Source organism: uncultured Phenylobacterium sp. (assembly GCF_902826855.1).
GTDB lineage: Bacteria > Pseudomonadota > Alphaproteobacteria > Caulobacterales > Caulobacteraceae > Phenylobacterium.
The window spans coordinates 1-13,015 of record NZ_CADEGK010000071.1 but is presented as its reverse complement, the minus strand read 5'-3'; the positions used below and the strand labels follow the sequence as shown (position 1 = coordinate 13,015).

The 13,015-nt window shown below is 68.9% G+C and carries 11 protein-coding genes and 1 pseudogene (1 of these 12 cut by a window edge); 9 read left to right on the top strand and 3 right to left on the bottom strand.

Going from position 1 to position 13,015, the window contains the following annotated elements:
- The 3 genes and pseudogenes from QZV94_RS11570 to QZV94_RS11560 all read left to right on the top strand — a co-directional run.
- Positions 1 to 218 (top strand): annotated as a pseudogene (locus tag QZV94_RS11570) (phosphomannomutase/phosphoglucomutase) (it extends 1,292 nt beyond the left edge of the window).
- A 93-nt stretch (positions 219 to 311) separates the two neighbouring features.
- Entirely contained in the window at positions 312 to 1,613 is a 1,302-nt protein-coding gene (locus QZV94_RS11565; RefSeq protein WP_293678038.1) for a UDP-glucose/GDP-mannose dehydrogenase family protein, read from the top strand.
- A gap of 21 nt (positions 1,614 to 1,634) precedes the next feature.
- On the top strand, positions 1,635 to 2,150 hold the full coding sequence (locus tag QZV94_RS11560) for a DUF6886 family protein (protein ID WP_293678037.1): 516 nt from the start codon (positions 1,635 to 1,637) through the stop codon (positions 2,148 to 2,150).
- Here QZV94_RS11560 and QZV94_RS11555 read toward each other — a convergent pair.
- Both QZV94_RS11555 and glmM read right to left on the bottom strand, forming a co-directional pair.
- A complete protein-coding gene (locus tag QZV94_RS11555) occupies positions 2,147 to 2,302 on the bottom strand; it encodes a hypothetical protein (RefSeq protein WP_293678036.1) in 156 nt (51 codons plus the stop codon). The two genes, QZV94_RS11560 and QZV94_RS11555, sit on opposite strands and share 4 nt — an antisense overlap.
- Positions 2,303 to 2,453: 151 nt before the next feature.
- Entirely contained in the window at positions 2,454 to 3,806 is a 1,353-nt protein-coding gene (gene glmM / locus QZV94_RS11550) for a phosphoglucosamine mutase (protein WP_293678034.1), read from the bottom strand.
- Positions 3,807 to 3,911: 105 nt separating this feature from the next.
- Here glmM and glmS point away from each other — a divergent pair, with 105 nt between their 5' ends.
- Entirely contained in the window at positions 3,912 to 5,732 is a 1,821-nt protein-coding gene (gene glmS, locus QZV94_RS11545) for a glutamine--fructose-6-phosphate transaminase (isomerizing) (RefSeq protein ID WP_293678033.1), read from the top strand.
- A gap of 82 nt (positions 5,733 to 5,814) precedes the next feature.
- On the opposite strand, the gene QZV94_RS11540 is transcribed toward glmS, so the two are convergent.
- A complete protein-coding gene (locus tag QZV94_RS11540; protein WP_293678032.1) occupies positions 5,815 to 6,072 on the bottom strand; it encodes a hypothetical protein in 258 nt (85 codons plus the stop codon).
- A gap of 155 nt (positions 6,073 to 6,227) precedes the next feature.
- On the opposite strand from QZV94_RS11540, the gene QZV94_RS11535 reads away from it, so the two are divergent.
- The 5 genes from QZV94_RS11535 to QZV94_RS11515 form a co-directional block, all read left to right on the top strand.
- Entirely contained in the window at positions 6,228 to 7,100 is an 873-nt protein-coding gene (locus QZV94_RS11535) for a UTP--glucose-1-phosphate uridylyltransferase (protein WP_293678047.1), read from the top strand.
- Positions 7,101 to 7,185: 85 nt separating this feature from the next.
- On the top strand, positions 7,186 to 7,998 hold the full coding sequence (locus QZV94_RS11530; RefSeq protein ID WP_293678046.1) for an NAD-dependent epimerase/dehydratase family protein: 813 nt from the start codon (positions 7,186 to 7,188) through the stop codon (positions 7,996 to 7,998).
- 77 nt (positions 7,999 to 8,075) lie between these two features.
- Positions 8,076 to 9,734: an AMP-binding protein gene (locus QZV94_RS11525; protein WP_293678031.1), complete on the top strand. Its 1,659-nt coding sequence runs from the start codon at positions 8,076 to 8,078 to the stop codon at positions 9,732 to 9,734.
- 24 nt (positions 9,735 to 9,758) lie between these two features.
- Positions 9,759 to 11,351 carry a carboxyl transferase domain-containing protein gene (locus QZV94_RS11520; protein WP_293678030.1) on the top strand — a complete coding sequence of 531 codons (1,593 nt, stop codon included), beginning with the start codon at positions 9,759 to 9,761 and terminating at the stop codon, positions 11,349 to 11,351.
- 154 nt (positions 11,352 to 11,505) lie between these two features.
- Positions 11,506 to 13,015: biotin carboxylase N-terminal domain-containing protein (locus QZV94_RS11515; protein WP_293678028.1), on the top strand; the 1,510-nt coding region annotated here is incomplete at its 3' end.

The window sequence follows — 13,015 nt, the reverse complement described above, 5'->3', positions numbered from 1 at the left end:
TGGGGGACATCGTGAACGTCGCCGTAGGCGTCGGCGTGCGCGTGGCGCTGGAGGACGGCAGCTGGGTTCTGGTCCGCGCTTCCTCCAACAAGCCCGAGATCGTGGTGGTGGTGGAGAGCACGCGCTCCGAGGACGACATGCGCGCCCTGTTCCACCAGGAAGTGAAGCCTCGGCTGGCCAAGCGGCCGCAGGTGGGCGCGTACAACCAAGAGATCTGAGTGGCGCGGGAATTGCTGACCCGCGGCCAAGTTGTGCTGTTGCGGCGGTCTTTCACGGACAATGAAAGCTGCTGGTGTCGAGAGGAGTACTAGATGCGCGTGGCGATGATCGGGACGGGCTATGTGGGCCTGGTCAGCGGGGCTTGCTTCGCCGACTTCGGCCATACCGTCACCTGTATTGACAAGGACGCGCGCAAGATCGAGCAGCTGCGGTCCGGCGGCATCCCGATCTATGAACCGGGGCTGGACCTGCTGGTGGCCAGCAACGTCAAGGCGGGGCGGCTGTTCTTCGACACTGACGCCACGCAGGCGATCCGCGAGGCCGACGCGGTGTTCATCGGCGTTGGCACCCCGTCGCGACGCGGTGACGGCTACGCCGACCTCTCCTACGTCTACGCGGCGGCCGAAGAGATCGCCGGCCTGGTGGACGGCTTCACCGTGGTGGTCACCAAGTCGACGGTGCCGGTGGGGACCGGCGACGAGATCGAGGCGATCTTCAAGCGCGTACGTCCCAACGCCCAGGTCGCCGTGGTCTCAAACCCCGAGTTCCTGCGCGAAGGCGCGGCCATCGAGGACTTCAAGCGCCCCGACCGGGTGGTTGTCGGCACAGACGACGCGCGGGCCCAGGAGGTGATGCGCGAGCTCTACCGGCCGCTGTACCTCAACGAGACCCCGATCCTGTTCACCAGCCGCCGTACGAGCGAGCTGATCAAGTACGCCGCCAACGCCTTCCTGGCGCTGAAGATCACCTACATCAACGAGATGGCCGATCTCTGCGAAGCGGTCGGGGCGGACGTGCAGCAGGTCGCCCGCGGCATCGGCCTGGACGGACGGATCGGCAACAAATTCCTGAACGCCGGCCCCGGCTACGGCGGCTCCTGCTTCCCCAAGGACACCATCGCCCTGGTCCGCACCGCCCGCGACGCCGGCGCGCCCAGTGAGCTGGTCGAGGCCACCATCAAGGTCAACGACGAGCGCAAGCGGGCGATGGCCCGCAAGGTCGTGAAGGCTCTAGACGGCGCGCCGAAGGGCAAGACCGTCGGCATTCTGGGCCTCACCTTCAAGCCCAACACCGACGACATGCGCGACGCCCCTTCGCTGTCGATCATTCCGGCCCTGCAGGACAAGGGCGCCAGGATCCAGGCCTTCGATCCGGAGGGGACGCCCGAGGCGCGCGAACTGCTGCGCGACGTGGACTTCAAGGAAGACCCCTACGCAGTCGCCGAGGGTTCGGACGTACTGGTCATTATCACTGAGTGGGACCAGTTCCGGGCGCTGGACCTGGACCGCATCAAGCTGCTCATGAAGAAGCCCGTTCTGGTCGACCTTCGCAACATCTACAAGCCGGCCGACATGCAGGCCCGAGGCTTCGCCTACACCAGCGTCGGACGCTAGCCACCGCCCGAAGGAGGTTCGGTGAAGCTGTTCCATGTCAGCGAGGATTTCACGATCGGCCGCTTCGAACCGCGGCCATCGCCGTCGACCAACATAACCCTCGGTGTGTGCGTCTGGTCGATCGCCGAGACCCACCTCGCCAACTACCTCCTACCCCGCAACTGTCCGCGCATCTGCTTCCGCCGCGGTCCACAGACCACCGAAAGCGACGCCGAGCGGTTCCTGACAGGCGCGACCCACGTCGTGGCCTTACCGGCCGACTGGCTGGAGCGGGTGCGCACGACGCGTCTGGCGCTCTATGAGATGCCGCTGGAGAGCTTCTTCGAGGCGGACGCCGAGGCCGGCTACTGGATCTCGCGCGAGGCGGTTGAGCCTGCCGCGATGACGACGATCGACGGCGCGCTGGATGCGCTCTTGCGGTCGGGCGCCGAGGTGCGGGTGGTGCAGGACTTCTGGCCGCTAAGGGACGCGGTGATCGGATCGAGCCTGCGGTTCTCGATCATCCGTGCGCGCAACGCGCCACTAAGGACGACCTAGAAGCTGGCTGTCCGGAGCATGATCTCGGCGATCCAGGCAGCGCCGGCCCAGAAGGCCGCGCCGAGGATGGCCACGAACACGAGGCAGGCGATCGAGCGGGCGGGCCGTTCCGCCTGTCGCGTCAGGCCGCCGAAGGCGAAGTCTAGCCGCATCAGTCCTCCCAAGCACTCTCTTGCATCGACCGGGTCGAGCCTGCCGAATGTGTCGAGCGTGACACATTGAATACGTCTTGGGTAGGCTTCTGGTTTCCCGGCGGCTGGCGCCGCAAGGGCTCCGCACGATCACGTCACCGTGCGAAGGGCGTCAGGCCGCAGCCTTCTTCACCGCGCCGGCGATCTCCTTGACCAGCTGGTTGACGAGTTTCTCGTCGTCGCCCTCGGCCATGATGCGGATCAGGGGCTCCGTGCCCGAGGGCCGGATGACCAGCCGGCCGGAGCCATTGAGGCGCAGTTCGGCGTCGGCCACGACCTGCTTGACCGTTTCGTTCTCCAGCGGCTGGCCGCCCGCGAAGCGCACGTTCTCCAGCCTCTGCGGCACGGGCTCGAACTGGCGGGCGAGCGCGCTCATCGGCTTGTCGCTCTCGTTCAGCACCGCCAGCACCTGCAGGGCGGCCAGGAGGCCGTCGCCGGTGGTCGAGAAGTCCGAGAGGATCAGATGGCCCGACTGCTCGCCGCCGACATTGAAGTCCCCCTGCCGCATGCGGGCCATCACGTAGCGGTCGCCCACCTGGGTCCGCTCGAGCGTCAGGCGCCTGGAGGCCAGGAAACGCTCGAGGCCGAGGTTCGACATCACCGTGGCCACCACGCCGCCACCGCGCAGCTTCTCACGCCGCGCCCAGTCGGCGGCGATCAGGGCCATGATCTGGTCGCCGTCGACCAGCTGGGCCTTCTCGTCGCAGATCACCAGCCGGTCGGCGTCGCCATCGAGGGCGATGCCGATGTCGGCGCGGTACTCCTTCACCGCCTTCTGCATGGCCGCCGGATGGGTGGAGCCGCAGTCCTGGTTGATGTTGAAGCCGTTGGGCGAGATGCCCACCCGGATCACCTCCGCGCCCAACTCATGCAGGGCCTCGGGCGCGACCTTGTAGGCCGCCCCGTTGGCGCAATCGATGACGATGCGCATGCCGGACAGTGACAGCCGCCGCGGGAAGGTGGCCTTGGCGATCTCGATGTAGCGGGCCTGGCAGTCGTCGATCCGCTGCACGCGCCCGAGATGGGACGGCGACGCCAAGTTCTGCGAGAGGCCCTCGTCCATGAGCGCCTCGATCTCCAGCTCCTTCTCGTCGGAGAGCTTGTAGCCGTCGGGCCCGAACAGCTTGATGCCGTTGTCGGAGAAGGCGTTGTGCGAGGCTGAGATCATCACGCCCAGGTCGGCGCGCAGGGAGCGTGTCATCATGGCCACGCCGGGGGTCGGCAGCGGCCCGAACAGGCGCACGTCCATGCCGACGCTGGCGAAGCCCGCGACCAGAGCCGGCTCGATCATGTAGCCGGAGAGCCGCGTATCCTTGCCGATCACCACGAGATGCCGACGGTCGTCGCTCGACATGAACATCTTGCCCGCGGCCATGCCGACCCGCAACGCCACCTCGGCGGTCATGGGATGGCGATTGGCCTCGCCGCGGATGCCGTCGGTGCCAAAGTAGGCGCGTTTGGTCATGAGGGGCTCTCGTGCTCGATCCGGAACTGACTTTTAGGCGATGACGGCCTACCGGATGCTAAAGCCGCTCCGATTCGGCCTTACCACAAAGGAAGCTCCGGCCACATGTGCGGCATCATCGGCATCGTCGGGACCGCCCCCGTGCAGGGGCGGCTGATCGAGAGTCTGAAGCGGCTGGAGTATCGCGGCTACGATTCCGCCGGGATCGCGGGCCTGGCCGGCGGCCAGGTCATGCGCCGGCGCGCCGCCGGCAAGATCCGCGCCCTGGAGGCGGTGCTGGAGGACGATCCGCTCGACGCCACCGTCGGCATCGGCCACACCCGCTGGGCCACGCACGGCGCGCCGACGCTGGCCAACGCCCACCCGCACACGCAAGGGCGCGTGACGCTGGCGCACAATGGCATCATCGAGAACTACGCGGAGATCCGCGAACGGCTGGCGGCGGGCGGGCGACGGTTCGAGAGCGACACCGACACCGAGGTTATCGCAGCGCTGCTGGACAGCGAGCTGGCCGCCGGCAAGGCGCCGCTGGCGGCGCTGAAGGCGACGCTGGACCAGTTGAGCGGGGCTTATGCGCTGGCGGTGCTGGTCGAAGGCGAAGCCGATCTGATCCTGGGCGCACGGCGCGGGAGCCCTCTGGTGGTGGGTTACGGCGAGGGCGAGATGTTCCTGGGCTCGGATGCCCTGGCGGTGGGCCCCTTCACCCACCGGGTCTGCTATCTCGAGGAGGGGGACTACGTCGCCATCGACCGCAGGTCCGCGCGGATCTTCGACGCAGCGGGACGGCCGGCGAAGCGCGCCGTGCGTGTGGTCCCGGCCTCGGCCGCCCTGGTCGAGAAGGGCAACTACCGCCATTTCATGGAGAAGGAGATCCACGATCAGCCCGAGGGCTGTCAGCGCACGATCGCGGCCTATGTGGATCCGCTTACGGCCAAGGCGGCGATTCCCGGCGGCATCGACTTCGCGGCGTTGCAGCGCATCCAGATCGTGGCCTGCGGCACGTCATACATCGCGGGCATGTTGGGGAAGTACCTGATCGAGCGGCTGGCGGACCTGGCCGTCGACGTGGAGATCGCCTCGGAGTTCCGCTATCGCGAGCCCTCGCTCTCGGCCGGTTCGCTGGTGATCGCCATGTCCCAGTCCGGCGAGACCGCCGACACACTGGCGGCGCTGCGATACTGCCAGGCCAAGGGGATGGCGAGCGCCGCTGTCGTCAACGCCGCCGAGTCGACCATGGCCCGCGAGGTGGACGTCGTCTGGCCGATCCACTGCGGGCCGGAGATCGGCGTCGCCTCCACCAAGGCCTTCACGGCCCAGATCTGCGTGCTCACCGCCATCGCCGTGGCGGCGGCCCGGGCGCGGGGGCGGATCGACGCGGCCGAGGAACAGCGGCTGGTCCGCGTGCTCCTGGAAGCGCCACGGCTGATCGCCGAATCCATCGAGCTCGAAGCGGCGGTGCGCGGTGTGGCGCTGGAGGTCGCACGCGCCCGCGACGTGCTCTACCTGGGCCGCGGGCCGATGTACCCGCTGTCGCTCGAGGGCGCGCTGAAGCTGAAGGAGATCAGCTACATCCACGCCGAGGGCTATGCTGCGGGCGAGCTGAAGCACGGGCCGATCGCGCTCGTCGACGAGGCGACGCCGATCGTCATCCTGGCCCCCTTCGACAGCTACTTCGAGAAGTCCGCCTCGAACATGAGCGAGGTGATGGCCCGCGGCGGCCAGGTGGTGTTCATCACCGACCCCGACGGACAGGCGCATGCGCCGCAGGGCGCTAGGGTGGTGGTGACCGCTCCGCGCTGCGACCCGCTGATCGCGCCTCTGGTGTACGCCCCGCCAATCCAGCTGCTGGCGTACCACGTGGCCGTGCAGAAGGGCGCGGACGTCGATCAGCCGCGGAACCTGGCGAAGTCCGTGACGGTGGAATAGGGCGCGACCCCGCGGCCCAAAAGGAAACGGCCGCCCCGTTAGGGACGGCCGTTCTCTCAAGCAGTCTCTTGCGAGACGATGCTTACTTCTTCTCGGCGGCCATCGCGTCGGCGGCGGCTTCCGGAGCAGCGGCTTCGGCAGCGGCCGGAGCGGCGGCTTCAGCGGCGGCCGGAGCAGCCATAGCGGCGGCGTCAGCAGCAGCTGCAGGGGCAGCCATAGCGGCGGCGTCAGCGGCGGCAGCGTCGGCGGCCGGGGCCGGAGCCTCTTCCTTCTTTTGGCAGGCGGCCATGCTCAGAGCCATAACGCCGGCAGCGGCGACAGTCAGAATGCGAAGCTTCATTGAGGTGGGTCCCCGTGGGGTGAATTCCCCGACTCCCCTAGCGTACACAATTTCGTGCGATCGCAAAATCGTGATGATGCTCCAAACGCGAAAAAAACTCCGCCCAGACGCCGGAACGCTTTACGGGATTTTTACGAAACGGCCGGTCGGAGGTGATTTTGTCCCAGCGTGTGAAGAAGGCTGTCCTGCCGGTGGCGGGGCTGGGGACGCGGGTGCTGCCAGGCGCCAAGACGACGCCCAAGAACCTGCTGAACGTCTTCGACCGGCCGATCCTCAGCTACATCGTCGAAGAGGCCCGCGCGGCCGGGATCGAGCACTTCGTCTTCATCGTCGGACGCGGGCAGGGCGCGATCGAGGACTATTTCGACGCCAATCCCGAGATCGAGGGGACGCTGGAGGCCAAGGGCAAGCTGGACATCCTGGCCGACGTGCGCCGCGACCTGCCGCAACCCGGCGAGATGAGCTTCGTGCGCCAGATGGCCCCGCTGGGGCTCGGCCACGCGGTCTGGTGCGCCCGCCACATCATCGGCGACGAGCCATTCGCGGTGATGCTGCCCGACATGCTGATGATGGCCAGCCCCACGGCGCTCGCCCAGGCGGTGGCGGCCCACGAGGAGACCGGCGGCAATATCGTCGTCGTGGAGCCCGTCCCGGAGGGCGAGGCGCACAAGTACGGCATCGTGGCCCTGGAGGGACGGGATGGTCGGCTCAACCGGATGACCGGCATGGTGGAGAAGCCGCCGCCGGGGACCGAGCCCTCGAACCTGTTCATCTCCGGTCGCTACATCCTGCAGCCGGAGATCTTCGAGATCCTGGAAACCCAGGAACGCGGCGCGGGCGGCGAGATCCAGCTCACGGACGGCATGGCGAACCTGATGAAGACCCAGGCCTTCCACGCGCTGGAGTACGACGGGACCACCTACGACTGCGGCGACAAGATCGGGCTGTTGCGCGCCAACGTCGCCTTCGCGCTCGCCAGGCCCGACCTCGGCGAGGCGGCCCGCAAGGCGATCACCGACCTCTTGTGAGGGTCCGCTTGGTGTGGGCGAGGTTCGGGTGAAGCGTCTCCTCATCTTCGGCTACGGCTTCTCCGGACGGGCGCTGGCGCGGCGGATGTCCGGCAAGGGGTGGGAGGTCTTCGCCACCTACCGCAACGCCGAGACCGCCGCCCGGATCACAGCCGAAGGCCACGCAGCGGTCGATCCGGCCGACCGCATCACGCTCACCGCAGCGCTGGCGCAGACCACGGCGCTGCTCGTCACCGCGCCGCCGGGACCGCAGGGGTGCCCCGGACTCAACAGCCTGGTCGGCCCCCTGGCAGAGGCGGAGGCCTTCCCCGATTGGACCGGCTACCTGTCGACCACGGGGGTCTACGGCGACCGCCGCGGCGGCTGGGTGACCGAGGACAGCCGGCTGGCCGCGCAGTCGGTGGAGGGGGCGCGGCGGGTCGGCGCCGAGCGCGACTGGCTGGAGGTGGGCCGCGGCATGGGGCTGAGCGTCACCGTCTTCCGCCTGCCCGGCATCTATGGGCCCGGCCGCTCGGCCTTCGAGCGGTTGCGCAGCGGCGCCGCCCGGCGGATCGCGGCGCCCGGCCAGGTGTTCTCGCGGATCCATGTGGACGACCTGGCCGCGGGCCTGGCGGCTTCGATCGCGCGGCCCCGCGCGGGCGGGATCTACAACCTCTGCGACGACGAGCCGGCGCCCAACAGCGAGGTGATCGCCTACGCCGCGCGCCTGATCGGGCTCGAGCCGCCGCCGGAACTCGCGTTGGCGGACGCGAACCTGTCGCCGGCGGCGATGCGGTTCTACGGCGAGAGCAAGCGGGTCTCCAACGCCCGCGCCAAGGCCGAACTCGGCTGGCGGCCGGCCTATCCCACCTACCGCGAGGGACTGGGGGCGATCCTGGCCGCCGAGGGTGGGCTCTAAGCGCCCCTGCTGCGGCGAAACCGGGATGACACGGGTCGGTGGGTCGCTAGGATCGGGCGCCTAGGGGAGGCGGGGCTATGGCGGACCTGAGCTATGTGCATGGCGCGAGCGCTCAGCCGCTGATCGGACAGACCATCGGCGCCGTGTTCGACGCGACCTGCGCGGCCCACCCCGACCGCCTGGCCCTGATCTCGCGCCATCAGGACATCCGCTGGACCTACGCCCAGTTCAAGGGCCGGGTGGACGCCTTCGCCGCCGGCCTGATCGCGCTCGGCCTCGAGCCCGGCGACCGCATCGGAATCTGGGCCCCCAACTGCGCCGAATGGGCGATCACCCAGTTCGCCACCGCCAAGGCCGGGCTGGTCCTGGTCAACATCAATCCGGCCTATCGCCTCAGCGAGGCCGAATACGCGATCAACAGGGTGGGCTGCCGCGCCCTGGTCATCGCGGTGCGCCACAAGACCAGCGAATACCTGTCCATGGTCCGCCAACTGCGCGAGGCCGGGAAGCTGCCCACCGTCGAGGCGGTGATCACCATCGGAGACGACCCGCATCGCGGCTGCCAGAGTTTCCCGCACATCGAAAACACCGCCAAGCGCGCCGATCGCGCCCGGCTGGCCGAGATCGGCCCCACCCTGCAGTTCGACGACCCAATCAACATCCAGTTCACCAGCGGCACGACGGGCTTCCCGAAGGGCGCCACGCTCAGCCACCATAACATCCTCAACAACGGCTTCTTCGTCGCCGAGGCGATCCGGCTGAAGGCCGGCGACAGGCTCTGCATCCCGGTGCCGCTCTATCACTGCTTCGGCATGGTGATGGGCAACCTGGGCTGCATCACCCACGGGGCCACGATGGTCTACCCGGGCGAGGCGTTCGATCCCCTGGCGGTCCTGCAAGCCGTGTCCGAGGAGAGGTGCGTGGCGCTCTATGGGGTGCCCACCATGTTCATCGCCGCCCTGGCCCACCCGGATTTCGCCAAGTACGACCTGACGTCCCTGCGCACAGGGATCATGGCCGGCTCGCCCTGCCCGATCGAGGTGATGCGCCAGGTGGTCGACCGGATGCATATGCCCGAGGTGACCATCGCCTACGGCATGACCGAGACCTCGCCGGTCAGCTTCCAGTCCGGCTGCGACGATCCGATGGACATACGCGTATCCACGGTCGGGCGCATCCAGCCGCACCTGGAGGCAAAGGTCGTCGACGGGGAGGGCCGCGTCGTCCCGCGCGGCGTGTCGGGCGAACTGTGCACCCGCGGCTATTCGGTGATGCTGGGCTACTGGAACGACCCGGAACGGACGTCCGAGGCGCTCGACGCCGCCGGCTGGATGCACACGGGCGACCTGGGCGTCATCGACGAGGCCGGCTGCTGCAACATCGTCGGCCGCATCAAGGACATGGTCATCCGCGGCGGCGAGAACATCTATCCGCGCGAGATCGAGGAGTTCCTCTACCGCCATCCGGCGATCCAGGACGTCCAGGTGATCGGCATCCCCGACCCGCGGTTCGGCGAGGAACTTTGCGCCTGGATCGTGTTGAAGCCGGGCCAACAGGGCCTCAACGCGGAGGCCGTCCGCGAATTCTGCCGCGACCAGATCGCCCACTACAAGGTGCCGCGGCACGTCAGGTTCGTGGAGGGGTTCCCCACCACCGTCACCGGCAAGGTCCAGAAATTCGCCATGCGCGAGGCGATGATCGCCGAACTTGGCCTCTTGGTCGAAAGGACGGCGTAGGGCCGGCATGCTAGTGGGAGCGGCATGAGGAAGCTCAGCTCTGCGCTGGATGTGACCGGCGCCGCCTTCGCGGCCAACGCCCAGGTCAACCGCGCCCTGGTCGAGGAGCTCCGCGAACGCGCCGGGCGGGTGGCCCTTGGGGGACCTGAACCTTCCCGCCAACGCCATGTCTCCCGCGGCAAGCTGTTGCCGCGCGACCGCGTGATGCGCCTGCTGGACCCCGGCGCGCCGTTCCTCGAGGTGGGCGCGCTCACGGCCAATGGGCTCTACGACGACGAGGCCCCGGCCGCCGGCCTGATCACCGGCATCGGCCGCGTCTCGGGCCGCGAGGTGCTGATCATCGCCAACGACGCCACGGTGAAGGGCGGGGCCTACTTCCCCCTCACCGTGAAGAAGCATCTCCGCGCCCAGGAGATCGCCCTGCAGAACCGCCTGCCCTGCGTCTACCTAGTCGACTCGGGCGGCGCGAACCTGCCGCACCAGGCCGAGGTGTTCCCGGACCGCGACCACTTCGGGCGGATCTTCTATAATCAGGCCCGGATGAGCGCGCAGGGCATCGCCCAGGTCGCCTGCGTCATGGGCTCCTGCACCGCCGGCGGCGCGTACGTCCCGGCGATGAGCGACGAGACCATCATCGTGCGCGGCCAGGGCACCATCTTCCTGGGCGGCCCGCCGCTGGTGAAGGCCGCCACCGGCGAGGTGATCACCGCCGAGGAGCTGGGCGGCGCCGACACCCACGGCCGCCGCTCCGGCGTCGTCGACCACGTGGCCGAGGATGACGAGCACGCGCTGACCATCGTGCGCCGCATCGTCGCCAACCTGAACACCACCAAGACCCACCCCCTGACCCTGGCCGAGCCGGAGCCGCCCGCCTACGACCCGCAGGAGCTGTATGGCGTGGTCCCCAGCGACGTCCGCGCGCCCTACGACGTGCGCGAGGTGATTGCCCGGGTGGTCGACGGCTCGCGGTTCGACGAGTTCAAGGCGCTCTACGGCACGACCCTGGTCACCGGCTTCGCGCGCATCTGGGGCTATCCGGTGGCGATCCTGGCCAACAACGGGGTGCTGTTCTCCGAGAGCGCGCTTAAGGGGGCCCATTTCATCGAACTGGCCTGCCAGCGGAAGATCCCGCTGGTGTTCCTGCAGAACATCTCCGGCTTCATGGTCGGCGGCCGCTACGAGGCCGGCGGCATCGCGAAGGACGGGGCCAAGCTGGTCACCGCCGTCGCCTCGGCGGAGGTCCCCAAGTTCACCGTCCTGATCGGCGGCTCCTTCGGGGCGGGCAACTACGGCATGTGCGGCCGGGCCTACTCGCCGCGCTTCCTCTGGACCTGGCCCAACAGCCGGATCAGCGTGATGGGCGGCGAGCAGGCGGCCAGCGTGCTGGCCACCGTCCACCGCGACGCCGGGAAGTGGACACCGGCCGAGGAAGAGGCGTTCAAGGCGCCCGTCCGCCAGATGTACGAGGACGAGGGCAACCCCTACTTCGCCACCGCGCGCCTGTGGGACGATGGCATCATCGACCCGGCCCAGACCCGCGACGTCCTGGGTCTCTCCATCTCGGCCGCGCTGAACGCCCCGATCCCAGAGACGCGCTTCGGCGTGTTCAGGATGTGAGGGCAACGATGGCTAGGCTTCTGGCGCGCCAGCGCCGCTCGATCCGACACGAAGACCACAAAGATCACGAAGTGGCCGTGACCGCCGGCTCTTCGTGGTCTTCGTGGTCTCTGTGGTCAGAGATGACAGCGCCTGCGGCGCGGGCGCGCTTGTGATGTTCCGCTCCGTCCTGGTCGCCAATCGAGGTGAGATCGCGCGCCGCGTGTTCGCGACCGCGAGGCGGCTCGGCATCGAGACGGTCGCCGTCTTCTCCGAGGCCGACGCCGACGCAGCCCATGTGCGCGACGCCGACCGGGCGGTCCTGATCGGGCCCGCGGCGGCCCGCGAGAGCTATCTAGTGGGCGAAAAGATCATCGCCGCCGCCAAAGCCGCCGGCGCCGAGGCGATCCACCCGGGCTACGGGTTCCTCTCCGAAAACGCCGAGTTCGCCGAGGCCGTGGCGGCCGCCGGCCTGATCTGGATCGGCCCGCCGCCATCGGCGATCCGCGCCATGGGCCTGAAGGATGCGGCGAAGGCGCTGATGGCCAAGGCCGGGGTGCCGGTGACGCCGGGCTACCTGGGCGCGGACCAGTCGGCAAAGACCCTGGCCAGGGAAGCGGTCAACATCGGCTTTCCGGTTCTGATTAAGGCTGTGGCCGGCGGTGGCGGCAAGGGCATGCGGCTGGTGGAGAGCGCCGGTGATTTCGACGCCGCCCTCGCGTCCTGCCAGCGCGAGGCCAAGGCCAGCTTCGGCGACGACCGGGTGCTCCTTGAGACCTACGTCACGCGCCCGCGTCACATCGAGGTGCAGGTGTTCGGCGACAGCCACGGCAACGTCGTCCACCTGTTCGAGCGCGATTGTTCGCTCCAGCGCCGCCACCAGAAGGTGATCGAGGAAGCTCCCGCCCCCGGCATGACCGAGGCTGCCCGGGCCGCGGTCACCGACGCTGCGGTCAAGGCCGCCCAGGCGGTGGGCTACGTCGGCGCCGGCACGGTGGAGTTCATCGCCGACGCCAGCCAGGGCCTGCGCGGCGACCGCATCTGGTTCATGGAGATGAACACGCGGCTGCAGGTGGAGCATCCCGTCACCGAGATGGTCACCGGCCTGGACCTCGTCGAATGGCAGTTCCGCGTCGCCGCCGGGGAGCCGCTGCCGCTCAGCCAGGACCAGATCACGCTGAACGGCCACGCGGTCGAGGCGCGCCTTTACGCCGAGAACCCCGCTTCGGGCTTCCTGCCGTCAATCGGGCGGCTGGACCACTTCGCCCTGCCCGACAATGTCCGGGCCGACACCGGCGTCGAACCGGGCGACGCCATCAGCCCGTTCTACGACCCGATGATCGCCAAGCTGATCGCCCACGCGCCCACCCGCGAACAGGCGATCGCCGACTTGGCCGAGGCCTGCGCCGAGGTGGAGGTGTGGCCGGTGAAGACCAACGCCGGGTTCCTGGTCCGCTGTCTGGAGACCCCGGACTTCATCGCCGGGGCCGTCGACACCGGCCTGATCGGCCGCGACCTCGAGGCGCTGACCGCCGCCGCGGAGCCCTCGCCCGAGGCCCTGGCCACCGCCGGCTGGGCGTTCCGCAAGGGGGTCGAACAGGCGGAGGCCGAGCCCAGCCCATGGGTCGACCTCAAGGGCTTCCGTCTGAATGCGCCCGCGGTGGAGACCACCCACCTGTTCCTGG

Coding starts and splice junctions, on each gene's coding strand:
- QZV94_RS11565 (WP_293678038.1), top strand. CDS start 312: ATGCGCGTGGCGATGATCGGGACGGGCTATGTGGGCCTGGTCAGCGGG.
- QZV94_RS11555 (WP_293678036.1), bottom strand. CDS start 2,302: ATGCGGCTAGACTTCGCCTTCGGCGGCCTGACGCGACAGGCGGAACGG.
- glmM (WP_293678034.1), bottom strand. CDS start 3,806: ATGACCAAACGCGCCTACTTTGGCACCGACGGCATCCGCGGCGAGGCC.
- glmS (WP_293678033.1), top strand. CDS start 3,912: ATGTGCGGCATCATCGGCATCGTCGGGACCGCCCCCGTGCAGGGGCGG.
- QZV94_RS11540 (WP_293678032.1), bottom strand. CDS start 6,072: ATGAAGCTTCGCATTCTGACTGTCGCCGCTGCCGGCGTTATGGCTCTG.
- QZV94_RS11530 (WP_293678046.1), top strand. CDS start 7,186: ATGTCCGGCAAGGGGTGGGAGGTCTTCGCCACCTACCGCAACGCCGAG.
- QZV94_RS11525 (WP_293678031.1), top strand. CDS start 8,076: ATGGCGGACCTGAGCTATGTGCATGGCGCGAGCGCTCAGCCGCTGATC.
- QZV94_RS11520 (WP_293678030.1), top strand. CDS start 9,759: ATGAGGAAGCTCAGCTCTGCGCTGGATGTGACCGGCGCCGCCTTCGCG.